At 63.2% G+C, this 22,540-nt stretch carries 19 protein-coding genes; 3 read left to right on the top strand and 16 right to left on the bottom strand.

The window, feature by feature from the left end; translation table 11 throughout:
- Window positions 1-492 precede the first annotated feature (492 nt).
- Window positions 493-3,699, top strand: coding sequence for a ribonuclease E (gene rne / locus TK06_RS29600; RefSeq protein ID WP_063324911.1), 3,207 nt, complete (start codon window positions 493-495; stop codon window positions 3,697-3,699).
- A gap of 226 nt (window positions 3,700-3,925) precedes the next feature.
- Here rne and TK06_RS29595 read toward each other — a convergent pair whose 3' ends face one another.
- From TK06_RS29595 to TK06_RS29540, 12 genes are all read right to left on the bottom strand, one after another.
- Window positions 3,926-4,516: a nucleotidyltransferase family protein gene (locus TK06_RS29595; protein WP_063324910.1), complete on the bottom strand. Its 591-nt coding sequence runs from the start codon at window positions 4,514-4,516 to the stop codon at window positions 3,926-3,928.
- Between the two features lie 20 nt (window positions 4,517-4,536).
- The gene (locus TK06_RS29590) at window positions 4,537-5,508 is read right to left on the bottom strand and encodes an XdhC family protein (protein ID WP_063324909.1); all 972 of its coding nucleotides are present in this window, start codon (window positions 5,506-5,508) and stop codon (window positions 4,537-4,539) included.
- Complete coding sequence (locus tag TK06_RS29585) at window positions 5,508-7,823, bottom strand: xanthine dehydrogenase family protein molybdopterin-binding subunit (protein WP_063324908.1); 2,316 nt, start codon at window positions 7,821-7,823, stop codon at window positions 5,508-5,510. Before TK06_RS29585 ends, TK06_RS29590 begins: the two co-directional genes overlap by 1 nt.
- The gene (locus tag TK06_RS29580; protein ID WP_063324907.1) at window positions 7,820-8,290 is read right to left on the bottom strand and encodes a (2Fe-2S)-binding protein; all 471 of its coding nucleotides are present in this window, start codon (window positions 8,288-8,290) and stop codon (window positions 7,820-7,822) included. Before TK06_RS29580 ends, TK06_RS29585 begins: the two co-directional genes overlap by 4 nt.
- Window positions 8,291-8,557: 267 nt before the next feature.
- A complete protein-coding gene (murB, locus tag TK06_RS29575; protein WP_063324906.1) occupies window positions 8,558-9,577 on the bottom strand; it encodes a UDP-N-acetylmuramate dehydrogenase in 1,020 nt (339 codons plus the stop codon).
- Entirely contained in the window at window positions 9,574-10,038 is a 465-nt protein-coding gene (locus TK06_RS29570) for a low molecular weight protein-tyrosine-phosphatase (RefSeq protein WP_063324905.1), read from the bottom strand. The genes murB and TK06_RS29570 overlap by 4 nt, the downstream gene beginning before the upstream one ends.
- A complete protein-coding gene (gene kdsB, locus TK06_RS29565; RefSeq protein ID WP_053189634.1) occupies window positions 10,038-10,802 on the bottom strand; it encodes a 3-deoxy-manno-octulosonate cytidylyltransferase in 765 nt (254 codons plus the stop codon). The genes TK06_RS29570 and kdsB overlap by 1 nt, the downstream gene beginning before the upstream one ends.
- Window positions 10,799-10,984, bottom strand: coding sequence for a Trm112 family protein (locus tag TK06_RS29560; protein WP_003179363.1), 186 nt, complete (start codon window positions 10,982-10,984; stop codon window positions 10,799-10,801). Before TK06_RS29560 ends, kdsB begins: the two co-directional genes overlap by 4 nt.
- 23 nt (window positions 10,985-11,007) lie before the next feature.
- The gene (lpxK, locus tag TK06_RS29555) at window positions 11,008-12,018 is read right to left on the bottom strand and encodes a tetraacyldisaccharide 4'-kinase (protein WP_063324904.1); all 1,011 of its coding nucleotides are present in this window, start codon (window positions 12,016-12,018) and stop codon (window positions 11,008-11,010) included.
- A complete protein-coding gene (locus tag TK06_RS29550) occupies window positions 12,018-12,446 on the bottom strand; it encodes an ExbD/TolR family protein (protein ID WP_053123850.1) in 429 nt (142 codons plus the stop codon). The genes lpxK and TK06_RS29550 overlap by 1 nt, the downstream gene beginning before the upstream one ends.
- Window positions 12,443-13,078, bottom strand: coding sequence for a MotA/TolQ/ExbB proton channel family protein (locus tag TK06_RS29545; RefSeq protein ID WP_161951746.1), 636 nt, complete (start codon window positions 13,076-13,078; stop codon window positions 12,443-12,445). The genes TK06_RS29550 and TK06_RS29545 overlap by 4 nt, the downstream gene beginning before the upstream one ends.
- A 95-nt stretch (window positions 13,079-13,173) precedes the next feature.
- Window positions 13,174-15,420: a DNA internalization-related competence protein ComEC/Rec2 gene (locus tag TK06_RS29540; protein WP_063324902.1), complete on the bottom strand. Its 2,247-nt coding sequence runs from the start codon at window positions 15,418-15,420 to the stop codon at window positions 13,174-13,176.
- A gap of 144 nt (window positions 15,421-15,564) precedes the next feature.
- Here TK06_RS29540 and TK06_RS29535 point away from each other — a divergent pair, with 144 nt between their 5' ends.
- On the top strand, window positions 15,565-16,080 hold the full coding sequence (locus TK06_RS29535) for a DUF2062 domain-containing protein (RefSeq protein ID WP_046063671.1): 516 nt from the start codon (window positions 15,565-15,567) through the stop codon (window positions 16,078-16,080).
- Window positions 16,081-16,374: 294 nt separating this feature from the next.
- Here TK06_RS29535 and TK06_RS29530 read toward each other — a convergent pair whose 3' ends face one another.
- From TK06_RS29530 to TK06_RS29515, 4 genes are all read right to left on the bottom strand, one after another.
- A complete protein-coding gene (locus TK06_RS29530; protein WP_053124195.1) occupies window positions 16,375-17,154 on the bottom strand; it encodes an ABC transporter permease in 780 nt (259 codons plus the stop codon).
- A 2-nt stretch (window positions 17,155-17,156) separates the two neighbouring features.
- Entirely contained in the window at window positions 17,157-18,089 is a 933-nt protein-coding gene (locus TK06_RS29525) for an ABC transporter ATP-binding protein (RefSeq protein WP_063324901.1), read from the bottom strand.
- A 136-nt stretch (window positions 18,090-18,225) separates the two neighbouring features.
- Window positions 18,226-18,849 (bottom strand): glutathione S-transferase family protein, encoded by a 624-nt coding sequence (locus tag TK06_RS29520; RefSeq protein WP_063324900.1) that lies wholly within the window; start codon window positions 18,847-18,849, stop codon window positions 18,226-18,228.
- Window positions 18,850-18,894: 45 nt separating this feature from the next.
- Entirely contained in the window at window positions 18,895-19,554 is a 660-nt protein-coding gene (locus tag TK06_RS29515) for a transglutaminase-like domain-containing protein (RefSeq protein WP_063324899.1), read from the bottom strand.
- 403 nt (window positions 19,555-19,957) lie between these two features.
- Between TK06_RS29515 and TK06_RS29510 the strand changes: the two genes are divergently transcribed.
- Complete coding sequence (locus tag TK06_RS29510; RefSeq protein ID WP_063324898.1) at window positions 19,958-22,405, top strand: acyl-CoA dehydrogenase; 2,448 nt, start codon at window positions 19,958-19,960, stop codon at window positions 22,403-22,405.
- The last annotated feature ends 135 nt before the right edge of the window (window positions 22,406-22,540 follow it).

The following is a 22,540-nucleotide window of genomic DNA, read 5'->3' as shown; positions in this document are numbered from 1 at the left end:
GGCCTGAAATACGCCGCAAAGCAGAGTTTTGACTCGCCTTGCGCGCCACATTCACGGCCAGTTCACAAAGTGCAGTCAGCTGCGGACGACCCCGAGCGAATGCTTCGGAAACAACGCCTAAATTAGCCATGATGCGTGACCTCCCCTTCCGGAGCTCACGGTAAATGCCAACCCGCTGCGGATTCTGCGCGCGGCAGCACCCGAATTATCAGGGATACGTGTAGGGTGGAGATGTACAACCGTCGGACTGTGTAGCACTAGGCTTATATTTAGACGCTTCATCTCGTCCACAGGCGCCGGTTGATTCCTCCTCCTGACTGAGTGCTTGAGTACCAGCAAGCAGGACGCGTCCGTCGCGACTTCGCCATCATTGGGTCGAACTCGCTGGACACTGGAGTGGCCTTGCCATCTCCAGGACGCACCTGACACCGACCGTGAGAAGTCGTGTGTGCCGAACGCCGTTTCCGGCAGCCCGGAAACCGACGGTACTACATGAAAAGAATGCTGATTAACGCAACTCAACCCGAAGAGTTGCGTGTTGCACTGGTAGACGGCCAGCGCCTCTACGACCTGGATATCGAATCCGGTGCACGCGAGCAGAAGAAGGCCAACATCTATAAAGGCCGGATTACTCGCATCGAACCAAGCCTTGAGGCTGCCTTTGTCGATTTCGGCTCCGAGCGCCACGGCTTCCTGCCCCTCAAAGAAATCTCCCGCGAATACTTCAAGAAGGCCCCTGAAGGCCGCGTCAACATCAAGGACGTCCTGAGCGAAGGCCAGGAAGTCATCGTCCAGGTCGAAAAAGAAGAACGTGGCAACAAGGGCGCTGCCCTGACCACCTTCATCAGCCTGGCCGGCCGTTACCTGGTCCTGATGCCGAACAACCCTCGCGCCGGCGGCATCTCCCGCCGTATCGAAGGCGAAGAGCGCAATGAACTGCGTGAAGCCCTGAACGGCCTGGTTGCCCCGGCTGACATGGGCCTGATCGTGCGCACTGCCGGCCTGGGCCGCAGCAGCGAAGAAATGCAGTGGGACCTCGACTACCTGCTGCAACTGTGGACCGCCATCAAAGAAGCCTCGCTGGATCGCTCCGCGCCGTTCCTGATCTACCAGGAAAGCAACGTGATCATCCGCGCCATCCGCGATTACCTGCGCCAGGACATCGGCGAAGTGCTGATCGACAGCGTCGAAGCCCAGGACGAAGCCCTGACCTTCATTCGCCAGGTGATGCCGCAGTACGCCAGCAAGATCAAGCTCTACGAAGACAGCGTTCCGCTGTTCAACCGTTTCCAGATCGAAAGCCAGATCGAGACCGCCTTCCAGCGCGTCGTCGAACTGCCGTCCGGCGGCTCCATCGTCATCGACCCGACCGAAGCCCTGGTGTCCATTGACATCAACTCGGCCCGCGCCACCAAAGGCAGCGACATCGAAGAGACCGCCCTGCAGACCAACCTTGAAGCGGCCGAGGAAATCGCCCGTCAGTTGCGCCTGCGCGACATCGGCGGCCTGATCGTCATCGACTTCATCGACATGACCCCGGCCAAGAACCAGCGCGCCGTGGAAGAAAAGGTCCGCGAATGCCTGGAAGCCGACCGCGCCCGCGTACAGGTCGGTCGCATCTCGCGCTTCGGCCTGCTGGAAATGTCCCGTCAGCGCCTGCGTCCGTCCCTGGGCGAAAGCAGCGGCATCGTTTGCCCGCGTTGCAACGGTACTGGCATCATCCGTGACGTCGAGTCGCTGTCCCTGGCGATCCTGCGCCTGATCGAAGAAGAAGCCCTGAAAGACCGCACCGCCGAAGTTCGCGCCCAGGTGCCGATCCCGGTGGCCGCGTTCCTGCTCAACGAAAAACGCAACTCGATCACCAAGATCGAACTGCGCACCCGTGCCCGCATCGTCATCCTGCCGAACGATCACCTCGAGACACCGCACTTCGAAGTGCAGCGCCTGCGCGATGACAGCCCGGAAGCCCACACCAACCAGTCCAGCTACGAAATCGCTGCTGCCGCTGCCGAAGTGGAAGAAGTCCAGCCGGCCGCCGCCACTCGCACCCTGGTTCGCCAGGAAGCCGCGGTCAAGACCGCTCCGGCCCGCGCCAACGCTCCGGTTCCGACCGAAGTGACCGCTCCGGTTGCCGCCCCGGCCGCCGCACCAGAGCCAAGCCTGTTCAAAGGCCTGGTGAAGTCGCTGGTCAGCCTGTTCGCCACCAAGGAAGAACCTGCTGCCCCGGCCGTTGTCGCCAAGCCTGCCACGACCGAGCGTCCTGCCCGCAACGAAGAACGCCGTAACGGTCGCCAACAGACCCGCAACCGCAACGGTCGTCGCGACGAAGAACGCAAACCTCGCGAAGAACGTGCACCGCGTGAAGAACGTGCGCCACGCGAGCCGCGTGAAGAGCGTCAGCCACGCGAAGCCCGTGAGGAAGCGCCAGCCGTAGCCCGCGAAGAGCGTGCACCGCGTCCACCGCGTGAAGAACGTCAGCCGCGCGCACCGCGTGAAGATCGCAAGCCACGTGGCGAGCGTGAAGAACGCGTTCGCGAACTGCGCGAGCCACTGGATGCAGCCCCGGCTGCTGCCGCCACCGCTGAAGAGCGTCCGGCCCGCCAGCCTCGTGAAGAACGCGCACCGCGTCCGCCACGTGAAGAGCGCCAGCCACGCGCCGAGCAAGCAGCCGCCGCTGCCAGCGAAGAAGAAGTGCTGAACACCGAAGAGCAGTTGCAGGAAGACGGCCAGGACACCGCCGAAGGCGATCGTCCACGCCGCCGCTCCCGTGGCCAGCGTCGTCGCAGCAACCGTCGTGAGCGTCAGCGCGACGCCAACGGCAACGTGATCGAAGGTTCGGAAGAGTCCGAGTCCACCGAGAACACTGAAGCGCCAAGCGCTGCCGATCTGGCCGCTGGCCTGGCCGTGACTGCGGCCGTTGCCAGCAGCGCAATCAGCGCCCCGGCCGAAGCCCAGGCTCACGAACAAGCCGAACGCGCGACCGCGGCGGTAGAAAGCGCGCCAGTTGCCGAGGCTCCGGTGGTCGAAGCTCCGGTGGTCGAAGCCACTACCCCAGTAGAAGTCACTGCTTCGCCAGAAGTGGAAGTCGCCCCGGCCCATGAAGCCCAGGTTGCTGAAACTGAAGTGGTCGCCGAGCCTGCACCGGTTGTCGAGCAGCCAGTGGTAGCCGCTGAGCCGGCCGTTGAAACACCGGCCGAGGAAAAGGCCCCGGAGCCTGCCCGCGAGGAGCAGACTGCATTCAACTGGACCGCCGAGCCAGCCGCACCGGCACCTGTTGTCGAGCCAGAACCGACACCAGAGCCCGTGAAAGCGGTCGAGCCAGAAGTGGTTGAATCTGCTCCAGTGGTCGAAGCACCCGTGGTTGCCGAAGCCCCTGCCCCAGTGGAAGTGCCTGCACCCGCCAGCGCCCTGACCGCGAACGGCCGTGCGCCGAACGATCCGCGCGAAGTGCGCCGTCGCAAGCGTGAAGCCGAGCGTCTGCAGAAGGAAGCCGAACAAGCTGCCGCTGCTGCCGCTCAAGCGCCTGCTGCCGAGCCAGCTCCAGCCGTGGAAGAAGTCGCCGAGGCCCCTGCCCCGGTCGCCGAAACCCCGGTTGAATCAGCTCCGACATTCGACGAACCTCAGCACAGCGCTGAAGAAGTCGTGCCGCGTCACACTGAAGCCCTGGAAAAAGAGCACGAGCCTAAACCTCACGCCTGATTCCACCGCCCAGTAAAAAGCCCCGCCTGGTGATGCCAGGCGGGGCTTTTTTATGCCTCCATACTTATCCACAGCAGGACTGGGACCAGACACAAGACTTATTCCCACTGAAGATCCACTGTGGGAGCGAGCTTGCTCGCGATGGCGCCGGGTCAGCTTGCATCAATGCTGAATGTCGGACCGCTTTCGCGAGCAAGCTTGCTCCCACAGGGTTCTGCGTCGCCTGTTATTTGAAGGCCAATGCCTCTGGCACATCGACATCCCACGTCACGCCAGGGTCATCCACCGGCACCTCGACCACTTGCGCCCCGGCAAACAATGCCTTGGCACCGCGATCTCCAGTCAGTGCCATCAGTCTTGGGCCAAACGCACGGTCGAATCCCACCGGATGCCCGTATTTGCCGGAGAGGACCGGCACACTGATGCCATCCTCGCGAATCCTCGCCGCCACCTGCTCGATAGTCGACGGCAAGATGAAAGGCATATCACCCAGTACCATCAACCAGCCAGCAAGGTCCGGGCAAGCCTGGACACCGGCCGCGATGCTATCCCCCAGGCCGGGGGAGTCCAGCGCCACGAAATCGCAGCCATAGGCTTGGGCCATGCGGATGGCTTGCGGACGATCCTGGCTCGTCACCAGGACGCGCTTTTGCAGGGAGGCAGGCAAGTTCGCCAGCACCTGCTCGATCACCGAACGGACGGCACCGTCCCGCCCGGTGCAATCGGCCAGCAACTTATCCTTGTCGGGGCCGGCCACCTGACGGAAACGACTGCCCGATCCGGCCGCGAGAATGATCACGCCTATCGACTCGCTCATACGCCCTCCTCCCCCGCGGCTTACAACGGCTTTTTCTGCCGCAGTTCAACGCCATTCTTGATGGCCACGATCTCGGCCAGCAACGACAAGGCGATTTCCGCCGGGGTGTGGCTGCCGATGTGCAGGCCGATGGGTCCATGCAAGCGTTCAATGGCCTGTGCTGACAAGCCTAGCTGAGCCAGATTATCCCGGCGCTTCTGGCTGTTGACTCGCGAGCCCAGGGCGCCGACATAAAAGGCCTTGGAGTCCAGGGCCGTGAGCAGCGCCATGTCATCCAGGCGTGGATCATGGGTCAGCGCCACAATGGCGGTGCGCTCGTCGGTCTGGATGCTCAACACGGCTTCGTCGGGCATCCCCGAGACGAAGCGGCCATGCTGCTCTTCCCAACCATAGACAAACTCCTTGCGCGGATCGCAAATCAGCACTTCGAAGTCCAGCAACCGGGCCATTTCCGCCACGTAGCGCGACAGTTGCCCGGCGCCGATCAGCAACAGCCGCCAACGTGGGCCGTATATGGCCCGCAGGACCTGTCCATCGAACACCAGGGCGTCGGTTTTGCTGGCCGGGGTCAGGACCACGTTGCCGCTGGCGACTGTCAGCTCACGGGCGACAATCTCATGGGCTTCGCAACGTTCCAGCAATTGCGCGACCCAGTGTGGATCGCCCACCCGCTCTTCGGTCAGGCGCAGGGTGCCGCCGCACGGCAGGCCGAAGCGCGCCGCTTCTTCGCGGGTGACGCCATAGGTGATCAGTTGCACCGGCGGGCCGTCCGCCGGAATCCGACCGTCGTGCAGCCGGGCGATCAGGTCATCCTCGACACAACCACCCGACACCGAACCAATCACCACGCCATCTTCGCGCAGGGCCAGCATCGCCCCCGGCGGCCTTGGCGCTGTGCCCCAGGTCTGGACCACAGTGAACAGCACCACCCGCTGCCCGGCGCGGCGCCACTCGAGCACGCTGCGCAGGACGTTCAGATCAACGCTGTCCATCAGGCCTTCGCCTGCTGCCAGCCTTGCAGCTGATAGCGCACAGGCAGGCTACGAATACGCTTGCCAGTGGCGGCGAAAATCGCGTTGCACAGCGCCGGCGCAATCGGTGGCACACCCGGCTCGCCGACACCGCCCAACGGCACCTCACCCGGCGGCGTGACCAAGTGCACGGCCACTTCCTTGGGCGCCAGGGACATGCGCGCCACCTCGTACATGTGGAAATTGTCCTGCTGCACCTTGCCGTCCTTGAAACTGATTTCCCCCACCATGGCATTGCCTAGCCCCATGACGCAGGCGCCCTCGAACTGGGAACGGATGCGCTCGGGGTTGATCTGCGGACCGCAATCCACGGCGATGTCCGCCTTGTGCACGATCACCGTGCCGTCGTCCTTGACCTCTACTTCGATCACCGCCGCCACGTAAGTGACGAAGCTGTAGTGCACGGCCAAGCCCAGGCCACGGCCCTTGGGCAGTTCCCGGCCCCAACCGGCGGCCTTGGCAGCGGTTTCCAGCACCGTGCGGATCCGCGCGGTATCAATCGGATAGCGCTCGGGGGATTCGCCATAGTTCCACTCTTCGCTCAAGCTACGCGGATCGATCTTACGGTCCGGCCCGAGCAATTTGACTTGGTACTTCAGCGGATCCTGGCCGGCCTTGTGGGCCAATTCGTCGATGAAACTCTGGATCGCGAAACCATGGGGGATGTTCGACACCGAGCGATACCAACCCACCCGGGCATGGGCCACCGCTTCGGGATTCTCCAGGCGCAGGTTCGGGATGGCATAAGCCATGTTGGTCACGCCCATGCCTATTTCGAACGGCGCCTCGTGGGTCATGCCCGGCGCAAACAGTGCGGTGATGCTCGGGGCCACGGTGCGGTGCAACCAGCCGGACGGCATACCGTCCTGGTTCAGGCCGGCCTTGAGGTATTCGGCCGATACCGTGTGGAAATACGAGTGATGGATGTCGTCTTCACGGGTCCATTGCACCCGTATTGCCTGGCCGGGAAATTCCTTGGCGAGCACAGCCGCTTCGACGACAAAGTCGGGTTTGGACTTGCGTCCGAAACCGCCGCCCAACAACGTGATGTTCACCGTGACCTTCTCGAAAGGAATGCCCAGGCGTTCAGCGACACGTTCACGGGTCACCTGCGGGGCCTGGCTCGGTGCCCAGGCCTCGCATTGGCCGTCCTTGAACCGGGCGACGGCAACCATCGGTTCCATCGGTGATTGGGACAGGTGCGGCAAGTAATACGATGCTTCCAACGTCGAATCAGCCTTGGCCAGTGCATCGTCGAGATCGCCGCTGCTGCGCACGACTTTTCCGGGCTTGAGGGCCGCCGCTTCCAGCTCCTTGCGATAGGCAATGGAGTCATAACCGGCATTCGGGCCGTCGTCCCATTGGATTTTCAACGCTTCGCGGCCCTTGATCGCCGCCCAGGTGTTCTTCGCCACCACCGCCACGCCGCCCAACGGCTGGAATTCCGAGGGCAGCGGGCGCCCTTCGATCTGCACCACCTTGACCACGCCCGGTACTTTCAGCGCGGCGCTGCTGTCCACGCTCTTGACCTTGCCACCATAGACCGGCGGACGCGCGATGACGGCATAGAGCATGCCGTCGAAATGCACATCGGCACCAAACACGGCACGACCGTTGACGATGTCTGCGCCATCGATGGCCCGGCTCGCCTCCTTGCCGATGTAGCGAAACTCCGATGGCTGCTTGAGGCGCAGGCTGCCACGGCTCGGCACCGCCAGGGCACTGGCGGCGGCGGCCAATTCGCCATAACCCAGTTCACGCCCCGAAGGCTGGTGCAGCACTTTGTGCAGTTGGGCATGGCATTCACCCACCGGCACCTTCCACTGCGCGGCGGCGGCCAGTTCCAACATGGTCCGGGCGGCAGCACCGCAACGGCGCATCGGCTCGTACCAATGACGCATGCTGCGTGAACCGTCGGTGTCCTGGTTGCCGAAGCGCGCCTCATCGGCCGGCGCCTGTTGCACCTTTACTCGCGCCCAGTCGGCCTCCAGCTCATCGGCCACGACCATGCTCAGGCTGGTACGCACACCCTGGCCCATCTCCGAACGGTTGCAGATCACGGTCACGCTGCCATCGGTGGCAATGCTGACGTACACCTTCGGGTCGTCGACCGCGCCATGGGGCATGCCCTCGGCACCGAATTTCTTTTCCTCGGCAAAGGCATCCGGCAGGCCCCACGTCGCCGCCAGCACCAGCACGCCGGTGGCGCTCGCACCCTTGAGGAAACCACGGCGACTGAGGTTGCTCAGCACGAAATCATCGGGCAAGCGGCTCATGCCTTGGCCTCCTTCAGGTGAGTGGAAGCCTGGCGGATCGCGGTCTTGATCCGGTTATACGTGCCGCAACGGCAGATGTTGCCGACCATGGCTTCTTCGATCTGCTCATCGCTCGGGTTGGGGTTGGTCTTGAGCAATGCGGTGGCGGACATGATCTGCCCGCCCTGGCAGTAACCGCACTGGGCCACTGCCGTGTCGAGCCAGGCCTTCTGGACGATTTGCCCGACCGGGTCGGCATGAAGACCGTCGATGGTGCTGATGTCCAGCCCTTTCACCGAGCCGATTGGCGTGATGCAACTGCGCGCCGGGGCGCCGTCGATATGGATGGTGCACGCACCGCACAAGCCCATGCCGCAGCCGAATTTGGTGCCGTTGTAACCGGCCACATCCCGGATAGCCCACAGCAGCGGCATGTCCTCGGTCACATCCAGTTGATGGTCTTTTCCATTGAGTTTCAGGGTAATCATGGGCACGCCCGCATAGTTATCGAGTTATGGGGTCGAGCAATCTGCCGCTGGGTTGACGGTTCGGTTGTCGCAGACTGACTCAGGCTGATCGGGCTCTCTTATGCATGCGCACGCAGGCGTCTGCACCGGGCCTTCAAGATGCCGATGGTGACATCGCTAGCGAGCTAAATTAACCCAGGATCAAGCAAAACGCCCTGCACAATCCTGCACAAATGATCGTGCGCAAGGTGTTCAGGGCGTTTTTCCAGGTGATCGGGCAAGCGCGGTTCAGTACCGATTGGGTTCCATTTCCAGCTCGACCTGGAAACGCTCGGCAATGTCTTTCTGGATGCGCAGGGCCAGGTCCAGAAGTTGCGGGCCCGTGGCGTTACCGTAGTTGACCAACACCAACGCCTGCAACTTATGCACCCCAGCATCACCTTCGCGAAAGCCCTTCCAGCCGGCCCGTTCGATCAACCAGCCGGCGGCGATTTTCATCTGCCCTTCAGACTGTGGATAAGCCACCAGGTCAGGGTATTGCAGTTTGAGGTGCGCCACGTGCGCAGCCGGCACCAGCGGGTTCTTGAAGAAGCTGCCGGCATTGCCCAGCACGGCCGGGTCCGGGAGTTTTTCGCTGCGGATGCTGCAAATGGCCCGGCTCACGTCGGAGGGTGTCGCCTGCTCGATGCCCTGCTCGGTCAATCGCTGGCGAACCGGACCGTACTCCAGATGCAAGTGTGCGGCGCGACTGAGGGCGAAGCGCACCCGCAGGATCAACCAGCGACCCGCTTGCTGTTTGAAGAGGCTGTCGCGATAAGCGAACCGACAGTCTTCAAGGCTGAAATCGCGCAGCTCGCCGGTCTGGCGATCCAGCGCGGTGAGGCCGGAGAAGACGTCCTTGATCTCCACACCGTAGGCGCCGATGTTTTGCATCGGTGCCGCGCCCACAGTACCGGGGATCAGACTGAGGTTCTCCAATCCGGACCAGCCCTGCGCCAACGTGTGCTGGACGAACGGGTGCCAGGGCTCCCCTGCTTCGGCTTCGACCACTACGCGTTCGCCGTCATCGCTGAGCAGGCGAATACCGTGGCTGGTCATGCGCAGCACCAGCGCGTCGATGTCGCCGGTCAGCAACAGGTTGCTGCCGCCCCCTATTACCAACAATGGCACGGCATGTTCGGCGGCATAAGCCAACGCCTCGCGAACATCACCATCGCTGTGGGCTTCGGCGAACAACCGGGCAGTGACGTCCACCCCGAAACTGTTGAAGGGCTTGAGGCTGACGCCCGCCCGAACCTGCAAGGTCATAACCGCCCCTTCAATTCGATCACCAGGCGATCGGTAGCGCGCTCGATCAGGTCCAGCACTTGTTCGAAGCCTTGTTCGCCGTCGTAGTACGGGTCCGGCACATCGTCGAGTTCAGCTTCGTAGCGCCGCAGGAACAGGTCCAGCTCGGCCTTGCCATTGGCAGGTTGCAAGGCCTTGAGGTGGCGCAGGTTGCTGCTGTCCATCGCCAGGATCAGGTCATAGCCGGCGAAATCAGCGCGGGTCACCTGTTGCGCACGCTGGGCCGACAAGTCGTAGCCACGCTTCAGGGCCGCCGCCTGGCTGCGCTTGTCCGGAGCCTTGCCGACGTGCCAGTCACCGGTGCCGGCGGAAGCGACTTCCACCTGCCCGGCCAACCCGGCCTCACGCAACTTGTGGCGCAGGATGCCTTCGGCGGTGGGCGAGCGGCAGATATTGCCGAGGCAGACAAACAGGACCCGCATCAAGCCTCCAGCAGGCGACGAACGCGCTCGAGGTCTTCGGCGGTGTCCACGCCGGTCGGCGGGGCGATCAGCGCATCGGCGACGTGGATCCGCACGCCGTGCCACAGGGCACGCAGCTGTTCCAGGGCTTCAGTGTTTTCCAGCCAGCACGGGCCCCAGGCGACGAAGTCCTGGAGGAAGCCGGCGCGGTAGGCATAGATGCCGATGTGGCGGCGGTATGGCACGCCTTCCGGCATCACGTCACGGCTTTGGGCAAATGCGTCCCGCGCCCAGGGCAACGTCGCGCGGCTGAAGGTCAACGCCAGGCCATTGAGGTCACTGACCACCTTGACCACGTTGGGATTGAACAAGGTCTGCACATCCTCGATCGGCTCGGCCAGGGTGGCCATGCGCGCCTCGGTGTGGGCCGCGAGGTTGGCGGCGACCTGATCGATAACGCTCGGCGGGATCAACGGCTCGTCGCCTTGCACATTGACCACGATAGCATCGGCGGCAAGACCGAGCTTCGCCGCGACCTCCGCCAGGCGGTCAGTGCCGGAATTATGGTCTTCACGCGTCAGGACGACTTCGGCGCCAAAGCCTTTGCAGGCCTCGACGATGCGCGCATCGTCAGTCGCCACCACCACACGCTGGGCGCTGCTTTTGCAGGCCTGCTCCCAGACATGCTGAATCATCGGCTTGCCGGCAATCGACAGCAACGGCTTGCCGGGCAGGCGCGTCGAAGCGAAACGCGACGGAATGACAACGGTAAAGGCTGCGGTCATTTATCCAGGCGCTCGTCGGTGGTCAGGGTGCGGGCTTCGCTTTCGAGCATCACCGGGATGCCATCGCGAATCGGGTAGGCCAGGCCGGCCCCCTTGCTGATCAGTTCGGTCTTGTCGGCGCTGAGCTTGAGCGGGCCTTTGCAGACCGGGCAAGCCAGAATATCGAGCAATTTGGTGTCCATGGAATTCCCCTGGATAAAAGGTTTTAAGGCAAAAGCCGATCCGGCAACAGGCGTATCAACTGCGTATCGAACCAGGCCGCGAAAGCCGGTGACGGCGCGGCGTCTACCGCCAGGTACCACCAGTCGGGTGCGGCGAAGGCACGGCATTTGACGGCGTCCTTTTCCGTCATGACCACCGGCAGCGATGGCTTGAAACTCAAGGCCTGGGCGCTGTATTCGGCGTGGTCGGCAAACCCATGCGGTATTGGCCGCCAGTGTAGCGTTTCGAGGGTCTTGAAGAAACGCTGGGGATTGCCGATGCCGGCCACGGCGTGCAGGGCCTGGCCGGGTGGGAAATGGTCGAGGGGGCGGCGTTCGCCACTGGCCAGGTTCACCAGTTCGGTGGGGCGCAATTGGAAGGCGAAGCCGTCTTCGCGGTCGGCACTGGCGCCGTTGTACAGCACGGCGTCGACCGATTGCAGGCGCTCGACCGGTTCGCGCAACGGCCCTGCCGGCAGGCAACGCCGGTTGCCCAAGCCGCGGGCGTTGTCTATCAACACCAGCTCGAGGTCCCGGGCCATCCGATAATGCTGCATGCCGTCGTCGGACAGGATCAGGTCTAGTGGTTCGGCCTCCAGCAGCGCCTGGATCGCGCGACTGCGATCAGGGTCGATCATCAACGGCACACCTGTGCGCTGGACGATCAACAGCGGCTCATCACCCGCGATGTCGGCGCCCTGCTCGGCCGCGACCCGCCACGGCAGCTGCGGCGGCTTGGCGCCGTAACCCCGGCTGACCACGCCGACCCGCAGGCCACTACGCTGGCAGTGCTGGATCAGCCACAGGATCAACGGTGTCTTGCCGGTGCCGCCGACCGTGATATTGCCCACCACCACCAACGGCACGGGGGGCTGGTAGATCTGGCCTTCGCCCGCCAGGAAACGCTCGCGCTTGCCCACCACCACCCGTCGGTACATCCACTCCAGCGGCCGTAGCAGGGCCAGGGCCGGATGACCTTCGTACCACGCGGCAAGCAATCGATCGGACATGGCCATCAGGGTGCCGGGGCCGCCTCGACCGTGGTCATGCGCAGATGGCTGAAACCGAGCTTGCCGGCCGCGTCCATGGCGGTGATCACCGATTGATGAGGGGTCTTGCCGTCGGCGCTGATGGACAGCGGCAGGTTGGTGTCGCCGCCGGATTCTTTCTGCAGGGCCTCGATCAGGCTCGCCAGGTCGCTCTTGGGCAGCAACTGGTTGTTCACCGAGAACGCCCCTTCGGCGCTGATGGTGACTTCCAGGTTCTTCAATTGCTGGTCTTCGGCCGGCGAGCCGCTGACGGCCTGTGGCAATTCAACCTTGAGCTGGGTTTCCCGGGTGAACGTGGTGGTCACGACGAAAAACAGCAGCAGGATGAACACCACGTCGATCAGCGATGCAAGGTTGATCTCGATGTTTTCCCGTGGCTTGCGGCGGAATTTCACTTCTTGCCCCCAGCCAGGTCCACGTCACGGTCACCTTGCACCACCTCGACCAGCTTGATCGCTTCCTGCTCCATACCGACCACCAACTCGTCGACACGGCGTTGCAGGAACCGATGGAAGAACACGGCCGGAATACCCACCATCAGGCCGGCGGCGGTGGTGATCAAAGCCTTGGAAATGCCCCCCGCCAGTACTGCGGCGTTAGCGGTCATGCCGGAGCCGGTAAACGCACTGAAGATGTCGATCATGCCCAGCACCGTACCCAGCAGGCCCAGCAGCGGGGACATGGCGGCGATGGTGCCCAGGGTATTGATATAGCGCTCCAGTTCGTGGATGACCCGGGCGGCAGCTTCCTCGATGCACTCCTTCATGATCTCGCGACCATGCTTGGAGTTCGCCAGGCCGGCGGCGAGGACTTCCCCCAAGGGGGAACTGGCCCGCAGCTCCTTGAGCTTGTCCTTGTTCAGTTGCTTGTCCTTGATCCAGACCCAGACCTGCCCGAGCAGATGCTCCGGGGTCACGCGGCTGGCCCGCAGGGTCCACAGGCGTTCGGCAACGATACCCAGTGCCACGATGGAACTCAGAATGATCGGCAACATCATCCAGCCGCCGGATTTGACCAATTCCCACACAGTGACTGCCCCCTCGAAAAAGTGCGCCACTTTATCACACCGACTCGCCTTGCAGACCCGCCCCACCGATAAGCGCATCAGCCGATTGCGCTGGATCAATATTGCCCCGGTGCCCCGACTGCTGGCGGATCACGCCAGTATCGGCGATGCCCGGCCTCGGTACGCGGCCGCTCGAAAGCGCCCAGTTGCAGACGAATGGCGCCCTGCTCGGCACTGTCGTATATCGTCAGGCCTGAGCGCCGATACCGGGCCATCACCTGGGGATGAGGGTGGCCGAACGCGTTGCCCTGCCCTCGGGAGATCAATACCGAATGCGGCTTGAGACGCGACAGCAACGCCATCGACGACGAACTGCGGCTACCGTGGTGCGGCGCGGCCAGCCACTGGATCGGCACCGCCAGGGCCTCGTCGAGCAAGGCGCGCTCGGCATGCGTGTCGATATCGCCGGTCAGCAGCAGGCGCTCACCACCGGCCTCCACCAGCAAGACGCAGGACTTCTGGTTGCTCTCGACAGCAGAGGCCCACCGCCACAGTTCGAACCCGACCCCGTCCCATTCCCAGCGCCTGCCACTGTCGCAAGGCCCGGCCAGCAGCTCGGCGGGGAGCGCGTCGGGATCGCCGCTGATCACCTCCAGCGTCGGCAGCCCCTTGCGCACGGCGCGGGCACCGCCAGCGTGATCGGCGTCGGCGTGGCTGAGCAACATCAGGTCCAAGCTGCGCACACCCAGTTTGCGCAAGGTCGGCAGTACGACCCGCTCGCCCGCGTCAGCCTCGCCAAAGCGCGGTCCGGCGTCGTAAAGCAGGGTGTGCCGCCGGGTCCGCACCAGCACCGCCAGCCCTTGGCCCACGTCCAGTTGCCAGATCTCGGCGTGCCCTTGCGGCAGGTGTTCTTGGGGTGGAAATACCATCAGCAACACCATCGGCCAGCCCAGTACACGTTGCGGCACACCTTTGGGCAACAGCAGCAAAAAAGCACCGAGGACGGCGATAGCCAAGGCCCAGGGCGGGACCGCAGCAGGGACCCAGGCCGGCATCCGTCCGGCAACCAGCGTCAGCCCCTTGAATAGCAGATCCAGCAGCCCGCCGGCGATCCACAGCAGGCCTTCGCCCATAAATGGCACCGGCAACAATGCAGTGCCAAGCAGCGCTGACGGCAATACCAACAGGCTGATCCAGGGCACCGCGAGCAAGTTCACCAACGGCCCGCTGAGGCTGACCGGCAAGCCCACGATCAACAACAGCGGACACAGGCCAAGCGCTACCAGCCACTGGGCACGGGTCCAGGTTTGCCACCAGCGCCAGGGCCCCAGGCGGGCGCCAAAGGTGAACATCAATATGGCCACGGCTGCAAACGACAACCAGAACCCTGGCCGCAAGCTGGCAAGCGGGTCGAACACCAGCACCCCGACGAAGGCCAGCAGCCATGCCCACCACGGATCTGGCTGCTTGAAACGCAAGCGCCACAGCAACACCAGGCCAATCATCGCGCAGGCCCGCCGCACCGGCACCTCGAAGCCGGCGAGCAAGCCGTAGCCCAGGGCGGCGCAAAAGGCCAGCGCACAGGCCCAAGGCAACCACGCCAGCCCCGCCGGCCACAGACCATAACGCGCCGCTCCGGCCACCAACAGGTACACCAGGCCGGCAAGCAGGCCGATGTGCTGCCCGGAGATCACCAGCAAGTGGACGGTGCCGGTGTCTTGCAGCACCTGCCAATCCTCGCGACTCAGCCCGCCGCCGTCGCCCAGGACCAAGGCCGCCAGCGCGCCAGAGCGGCCATGGGCGTCAACCTGTGCCAACGCCTGGCGCACCTCGTCACGCCAGGCACCCCGGACCGCGTGCAGGAGATGCCCGTCCTTGACGGTACCGGTCGCACCAACGCCGCGGCTCAACAACCAGGCGGCATAGTCGAAGCCGTGCGGGTTCAACAACCCGGCGGGCCGCTTGAGCTTCACTGCCAATCGCCATCGTTCGCCGCTGTTTACAGGCGGCCCCCCGAACCAGGCGAGGCGCATCGTTGTCGGTAATCGGGTACGACGTGAATGGGTATCGGTCAGTTCGAAGCGCACCACGCCTTCGCCCTGTTGCGGCAAGCCGACCACTCGTCCCTCGACCCAGCGGGTTTCGCCGTCGAGCGCGATCGGTAACCGATCGTCCAGCGCAAACTGCGCCGACAGGCAGGCCCAGGCCAGCCCGAACAGGAAAAAACCCAGAGGATAAGTTCGAAACGGCAACGCCATCAGCGCCAGCACCGGCATGGCTGCAATCAGCCATAACGGCGGCAATGCCGGCAAAAAAATCGGGGCCAACAACCCCAGTGCAAGCGCGACTAACCCTGTGCGCATAACCCGTCCTTGAGAGTGCCCTCTTCAGGCATAGACGGTCCACGGCACCGCTGGCGTTATCAATTGTCACAAAGTCTGAATCTGCCAGCCGTAGAATCCAGACATACTTGCGGCCTTACTGCGTTGAACCGACCGAGAAGCCTTATGCCCCGGCGCCTATTCAAACGTTACATGCCAGACCCAGAGAGCATTCGGGAACATAAGTCCTTACGTTTTCTCGGCACGCTGCTGCACGATCCCAACCTTTGGCACCTCAATCGGCACTCTGTCGCCCGGGCGATGGCTGTTGGCCTGTTTGCCGCGTTCTTGCCAATCCCGCTGCAGATGTTGCTGGCCGCCGCATTGGCCGTCACGGTGCGCGGCAATATGCCGATTGCGGTGAGCCTGGTGTGGCTGACCAATCCGATCACCATGCCGGCGGTGTTTTTCTGCACCTATCAGACCGGCGCCTGGCTGATGGATGTGCCCGCCCGGACGCTGCCCGAAGAGCTGACCTGGGAATGGATCAGTGGCCAGTTGTCCACCTTGTGGCAGCCGTTCCTGCTCGGCTCGGTGGTGACCGGCCTGGTACTCGGCGCCCTCGCCTACTTCGTCACCATGAGTTACTGGCGCTGGTGGGTGGCCCGACAGTGGCGGCGGCGCAAGAAAAGCCGGATGTGAGACGCAAAAAGGCCTCCCGGGAAGGGTCATGCTGTTCACTTAAGGCAATCGACAAACCCGTGGCGAGGGAGCTTGCTCCCGCTGGGCCGCGGAGCGGCCCCAAAACCTGCCAGATGTGGAGTATCAGACACACCGCACCCGCCGATTTACGACTGCTTCGCAGCCGAGCGGGAGCAAGCTCCCTCGCCACAGGTCCATCATTTTCTTGACTGAACCGCTTTGTCTGGGAATGGAGGCCTTTCTTAATGGTGTTTCGACTGACGCCATCGCGAGCAAGCTCGCTCCCACAAGGGTTTAGGTGCGCATCCCGCGGCCGCTGACCAGCAACCGCGCGCAACCGATGTAAAGCACCACGGTCGCCACCAGCATGAAGGTGATCGCGATGCTGATCTTGATGTCCGACACCCCGAGAATGCCATAGCGAAAGGCGTTGACCATGTGCAGCACCGGGTTGGCCAGGGACACGGTCTGCCAGAACGGCGGCAGCAGGGAGATCGAGTAGAACACCCCGCCTAGGTAAGTCAGCGGCGTGAGCACGAACGTCGGGATGATGGAGATGTCATCGAAGTTGCGCGCAAACACGGCATTGATGAACCCCAGCAGCGAAAAGATCGTGGCCGTGAGCACCACCACCAATACCGTCACGCCCAGGTGATGCACCTGCAAATCGGTAAAGAACAACGACAGCAGGGTCACGATCAGGCCCACCGCCAGGCCGCGCAGGACACCGCCCAAGGTGTAGCCGATGAGGATCGTATGGGGCGACACCGGCGAGACCATCAGTTCTTCGATCGAACGCTGGAACTTGCTGCCGAAGAAACTCGACACCACGTTGCCGTAGGAGTTGGTGATCACCGACATCATGATCAGCCCCGGCACGATGTAGTCCATGTACGTGAAGCCACCCATGTCGCCGATCTGCCGGCCGATCAGATTACCGAAGATGACGAAGTACAAGACCATGGTGATGGCCGGTGGCAGCAGCGTCTGCGGCCAGATCCGCATGAAACGCCGGACTTCACGGTAAACGATGGTATTGAGGGCGATGAGGTTGGGGCGCAGTTCGGAACTCATGCTCATACCGCCACCTTCGCCAGATTTTTCTCCACCAGGGACACGAACAACTCCTCGAGGCGATTGGTTTTATTGCGCAGGCTCTGCACTTCAATGTTCTGCAGGGCCAGTTGGGCGAACAGCCCGGTGATACCCACGGCCTTGTCTACCTGGACTTCCAGGGTGTGGCTGTCTACCAGGCGGGCCGGATAACCCATGAGCTGGGGCGCCGTCGCCAGGTCGTTTTTCAGGTCCAGCAGGAAGGTTTCCACATGCAGTTGGCTGAGCAACTGGCGCATGCTGGTGTTCTCGACGATGGTGCCGTGGTCGATGATGCCGATGTTGCGGCACAACTGCTCAGCCTCCTCCAGGTAATGGGTGGTGAGGATGATGGTGATGCCTTTCTGGTTCAGCTCGGTGAGGAAGGTCCACATCGAACGACGCAGTTCGATGTCCACGCCGGCAGTCGGTTCGTCGAGGATCAGCAGGCGCGGCTCATGCACCAGCGCGCGGGCAATCATCAGGCGACGCTTCATGCCGCCGGACAGTGAACGGGACGGCACGTCACGCTTGTCCCACAGGCCCAATTGGGTCAGGTACTGCTCGGCGCGCTCGTTGGCGATCTTCGGCGGAATGCCGTAGTAACCGGCTTGGGTCACGACGATGTCGAAGGTCTTTTCGAACTGGTTGAAGTTGAATTCCTGGGGCACCACGCCAATGCAGCGCTTGAGGGCTGCGGGCTCGCGATCCAGGTCATGACCGAACACGTTCACCGTGCCGCTGGTCTTGTTCACCAAGGTGGAAAGAATGCCGATGGTGGTGGATTTGCCGGCACCGTTCGGGCCGAGCAAGGCGAAAAAGTCACCTTCGGCGACATCCAGATCGATACCACTCAAGGCCTGGAAACCGTTGCCGTAGGTTTTGGTTAGCTGCCGGATGGACAGAGCGGAACTCATATCGGATTACGCACCAAGAAGGGAGGGAAGAAAAGACTAGATAAGGGCGGGCGGCGAGCAATGCAACCACGGCGCACGAAGGCAATGGTGCTTGGCGTCGCCGCACAAGTACAGTCAAGTGTGTCGATAGTAAGTATTAAGTCAACGCGGTCATGACAGCTTTGCGGTAGGCCGGACGCTGCTGCAATCGCGCGTACCAGGCCTGCACGGCAGGTAGCTCGGCGCGCTGGATGGGCATCTCGAACCAGGCATAAATGAAACTGCCCAGGGGAATGTCGCCCATGCCGATTTCATCACCCGACAGGTAGGGCTGCTCACTCAAGGTCTGCTCGACCATGGCCAGCAAGTCATCGCAGTCTTTGATCGCCGCGTTGATGGCTGCCCAGTCCTGTTGCTCGGCCGGGGTGCGCAAGACGCCCCAGAACACCGTGCGAAACGGTGCGGCAAAACTGGAGGTGGTCCAGTCCATCCATTTTTCAGCCTGGGCCCGTGCCTGTACGCTGGCGGGATACCAGGCCGAACCCGACGCATGGCGAGCAGCCAGGTAACGCACAATCGTGTTGGACTCCCAAAGCACGAAGCCGTCGTCCTCGATCATCGGCACCCGACCATTGGGGTTTTTCGCACGGTATTCGGGCGTATCCACCACACCGAATGCCCCGCCCGCATCAATGGCCTCGTAGGCCAGCCCCAACTCTTCTGCGCACCACAACGCCTTGCGCACATTCGATGAATTTTTCCGACCCCATATCTTCAGCATCACGGCGTCCCTCGATGGATAAATGCCGCAGCAGCATACGCCGGATCAGACACGACTCAAATCACCCTGCATGTCGCCGAGCAAGCGCGGCACCTGCGCGCCGAACAGGTGCGGGTAGCATTTCTCCAGGTGTTCGAAGAAGAACGCTTCGGGCACATCGGCGAACTGGCCGTGGTCGGTGATGTACTCCATCAGCTTTGCCCCTTGCCGATTGAACGGGTGGAACACGCTGTCGTGGCGACCGTCGAACTCCAGCGGGGCCACGTCGAACAACTCGCACAGCCCCTGGTTGAATGCCGGCGTGGCCTTGACCCAGCGGTCGTTCAGGTACAGCTCGGTATAACCGTGCATGGCGAACACGTCGCTCCTGAGCAATTCCAGCAAGCGCGGCGTAGACAGGTGATTGCGCACATCCGCCAGGCCGATGCGCGCCGGGATGCCGCAATGCCGGGCGCAACCGGCCAGCAAGGTGGCCTTGGGCACGCAATAGCTTTCGCCGGCAGCCAGCGCGTAACTGCCGCGCAGGGTCGCCGGGTCGCGGCTGAAGGTGTAGGGGTTGTAGCGCACCGCCTCGCGCACGGCGTAATACAGGCTGACCGCTTGGGCCAGCGGGTCGCGATCGACGCCGCGGTGGGTTTCGGTAAAGTCGATGACCGCGGGGTGATCGCGGTCGATGAAGGGGCCGGGGTTCAGGTATTGCTGCATATAAGGAAAGACCTCTCGGGAAACATCACCGCAGGTAATGCCGAACCAGATCCTTGTGGCGAGGGAGCTTGCTCCCGCTCGGTTGCGCAGCAACCGTAAAAGCTGGGGGCCGCTACGCAGCCCAGCGGGAGCAAGCTCCCTCGCCACAACAGTGGTGGGCGAACTGGCATCGGGAAACCACGAGTTTATCCACCGCCCCGGCCCAGGGATAACGGCATTCCGGCCAAACAATGGCGTTTTCTCACCTCGTTAACGAACGATTTCCCACGGCTGTTGCCAACCAGACTGGTGCAATGCACCCAGGGTTTCCCACGAAATCAATCACATCGCGCCGACTGCCGGTTTTGCAGATGCCGTCTAAGCTCTGAAAGTCGGTTTTGCCTTGGTTCACGGAGGATTACATATGCTGTTGTTGTGGATACTGGTCCTGGTCGTCGGGATCGCCTGGCTGGCGCATCGGCGCACCGACCCGCTGCCCGCGCTGGGTATCGTCGCGGTCTATCTGTTGGCCATGGGCATTTTCAGCCATGCGCCCGGCTGGCTGCTGCTGATCCTCTGGGTGGTACTCGCAGCCGTCGCGGCCCCGCTGCTGCTACCGGACCTGCGCCGTCGGTACTTCAGTGCGCCGATGTTCGACTGGTTCCAGAAAACCCTGCCGCCCATGTCCGAGACCGAGCGCGACGCCATCGACGCCGGCACGGTGTGGTGGGACGGCGAACTGTTCAGCGGCCGCCCGGACTGGGACTTGCTGCTGGCCTACCCCAAGGTGCAACTCACCGAGGAGGAGCAGGCGTTCCTCGACGGCCCTACCGAAGCCCTCTGCGCAATGGTCAGCGACTGGCAGATCGGCCAGGCCATGGACCTGCCGCCTGAAGCCTGGGCCCATATCAAGGAGCACGGGTTCTTCGCGTTGATCATTCCCAAGGAATACGGCGGCAAGGGGTTCTCCGCCTATGCCCACTCCCAGGTGGCAATGAAACTGGCCACGCGCAGCGGCGACCTGGCCTCCACCGTGATGGTCCCCAACTCCCTCGGCCCGGCGGAACTGCTCCTGCACTACGGCACTGATGAGCAACGCGACCATTACCTGCCGCGACTGGCCCGTGGCGACGACATTCCCTGCTTCGCCCTGACCGGGCCGCTGGCCGGCTCCGACGCCGGGGCGATGCCCGACACCGGCGTCATCTGCAAGGGTGAATGGGAAGGCCAGGAAACATTGGGCCTGCGCCTGAACTGGGAAAAGCGCTACATCACCCTCGGTCCGGTGGCCACCCTCCTGGGCCTGGCCTTCAAGGCGTATGACCCCGACCACCTGCTGGGTGACGAGGAAGACCTGGGCATCAGCCTCGCCTTGATTCCCACCGACACCCCTGGCGTGCATATCGGCCGCCGTCACCTGCCCCTTGGCGCCGCGTTCATGAACGGGCCGAACTGGGGCAAGGACGTGTTCATCCCGCTGGACTTCCTCATTGGCGGCCAGGACATGCTCGGCAAGGGATGGATGATGCTGATGAACTGCCTGTCGGTCGGACGCTCGATTTCCCTGCCGGCGGTGGGCACCGGTGCTGCAAAGTTCACCAGCCTGGTAACGGGCCAGTACGCCCAGGTGCGCGAGCAATTCAACGTACCGTTGTCGGCGTTCGAAGGTATCCAGGAAGCCATGGCGCGCATCGGTGGCAACGCCTGGATGATGGATGCCGCACGCATGCTGACCGCCAACGCCGTGGACCTGGGGGAAAAGCCTTCGGTGCTGTCGGCCATTCTCAAGTACCACCTGACCGAGCGCGGCCGCGAGTGCATCAGCCACGCCATGGACGTGCATGGCGGCAAGGGCATCATCATGGGCCCGAACAATTACCTGGGTCGCAGTTGGCAAGGTGCGCCGATCTTCATCACGGTCGAAGGCGCGAACATCCTGTCGCGCAACCTGATGATCTTTGGCCAGGGCGCCATTCGCTGCCATCCGTTCGTGCTCAAGGAAATGGCCCTGGCAACCCGTGAAGACAAGGACCAGGCGCTGGTCGAGTTCGATGCCTTGCTGCTCAAGCATATCGGTTTCGCCGTCAGCAACGCCGCCAGCACCCTGGTGCTCAACCTGGGCCTGGGGCATTTCGAGAGGGCCCCCGGCAATGCCTTGAGCCAGGGGTATTTCCGCGCCCTCAACCGGCAGGCCGCGGCATTCGCGCTGCTGGCGGACTTGAGCATGATGCTGCTGGGCGGAGAGCTCAAACGCCGCGAACGCTTGTCGGCCCGCCTGGGCGACGTCTTGAGCAACCTGTACCTGGCGTCCGCCGCGCTCAAGCGCTATCACGACCTGGATTCGCCGGACCACATGACGCCACTGTTCACCTGGGCCATGGAAGAAAGCCTGGGCCAGTCGGAACGTGCGCTGGATGAACTGCTGAGCAACTTCCCGAACCGGGTGCTGGGTTGCCTGTTGCGCCTGGTGGTGTTCCCCTTCGGTCGGCGTCACAAGGGCCCGAGCGACAGGCTCGACGCCGAGGTGGCGGCGGTCATCGGCCGGCCCAAAGGTGATCCGACCCTCGAAGAGTTGCTGCAGGGCTGCTATCGCCCGCAATCGATCGACGACCCGGTGGGTGCCCTGCAACACGCTGCCGACCTGCTGGCCGCCGCTCATCCGCTGCACAAGAAACTGCACATCGCGCTCAAGCAGGGTCAGCTCAACCCAGCGCCGGGCGAACCCCTCATCGACGCAGCCCTGGAAGCGGGTGTGCTGCAAGCCGGTGAAGCGCAGACCTTGCGCGCGGCCGAGGCGGCGCGGCGCAAGGTCATCGACGTGGATGATTTCGACAAGGAGCAATTGATACTCGCCGAAGCCAAAGTGCGCTGAGCGGACAGCGTTTCAACCCCAGTGCCAAGGGGTTGTACCTTCGTGGCGAGGGAGCTTGCTCCCGCTCGGTTGCGCAGCAACCGCAAAAGCCGGGAGCCGCTACGCAGCCCAGCGGGAGCAAGCTCCCTCGCCACG

The organism is Pseudomonas fluorescens (assembly GCF_001623525.1).
Taxonomy (GTDB): domain Bacteria; phylum Pseudomonadota; class Gammaproteobacteria; order Pseudomonadales; family Pseudomonadaceae; genus Aquipseudomonas; species Aquipseudomonas fluorescens_Q.
This window is presented reverse-complemented; position numbering and strand designations above follow the sequence as displayed.

Coding starts and splice junctions, on each gene's coding strand:
- kdsB (WP_053189634.1), bottom strand. CDS start 10,802: ATGACCGCAGCCTTTACCGTTGTCATTCCGTCGCGTTTCGCTTCGACG.
- TK06_RS29570 (WP_063324905.1), bottom strand. CDS start 10,038: ATGCGGGTCCTGTTTGTCTGCCTCGGCAATATCTGCCGCTCGCCCACC.
- TK06_RS29530 (WP_053124195.1), bottom strand. CDS start 17,154: ATGAGTTCCGAACTGCGCCCCAACCTCATCGCCCTCAATACCATCGTT.
- murB (WP_063324906.1), bottom strand. CDS start 9,577: ATGACCTTGCAGGTTCGGGCGGGCGTCAGCCTCAAGCCCTTCAACAGT.
- TK06_RS29585 (WP_063324908.1), bottom strand. CDS start 7,823: ATGAGCCGCTTGCCCGATGATTTCGTGCTGAGCAACCTCAGTCGCCGT.
- TK06_RS29520 (WP_063324900.1), bottom strand. CDS start 18,849: ATGCTGAAGATATGGGGTCGGAAAAATTCATCGAATGTGCGCAAGGCG.
- TK06_RS29510 (WP_063324898.1), top strand. CDS start 19,958: ATGCTGTTGTTGTGGATACTGGTCCTGGTCGTCGGGATCGCCTGGCTG.
- rne (WP_063324911.1), top strand. CDS start 493: ATGAAAAGAATGCTGATTAACGCAACTCAACCCGAAGAGTTGCGTGTT.
- TK06_RS29515 (WP_063324899.1), bottom strand. CDS start 19,554: ATGCAGCAATACCTGAACCCCGGCCCCTTCATCGACCGCGATCACCCC.
- TK06_RS29540 (WP_063324902.1), bottom strand. CDS start 15,420: ATGCGCACAGGGTTAGTCGCGCTTGCACTGGGGTTGTTGGCCCCGATT.
- TK06_RS29595 (WP_063324910.1), bottom strand. CDS start 4,516: ATGAGCGAGTCGATAGGCGTGATCATTCTCGCGGCCGGATCGGGCAGT.
- TK06_RS29560 (WP_003179363.1), bottom strand. CDS start 10,984: ATGGACACCAAATTGCTCGATATTCTGGCTTGCCCGGTCTGCAAAGGC.
- TK06_RS29525 (WP_063324901.1), bottom strand. CDS start 18,089: ATGAGTTCCGCTCTGTCCATCCGGCAGCTAACCAAAACCTACGGCAAC.
- lpxK (WP_063324904.1), bottom strand. CDS start 12,018: ATGGCCATGTCCGATCGATTGCTTGCCGCGTGGTACGAAGGTCATCCG.
- TK06_RS29590 (WP_063324909.1), bottom strand. CDS start 5,508: ATGGACAGCGTTGATCTGAACGTCCTGCGCAGCGTGCTCGAGTGGCGC.
- TK06_RS29580 (WP_063324907.1), bottom strand. CDS start 8,290: ATGATTACCCTGAAACTCAATGGAAAAGACCATCAACTGGATGTGACC.
- TK06_RS29535 (WP_046063671.1), top strand. CDS start 15,565: ATGCCCCGGCGCCTATTCAAACGTTACATGCCAGACCCAGAGAGCATT.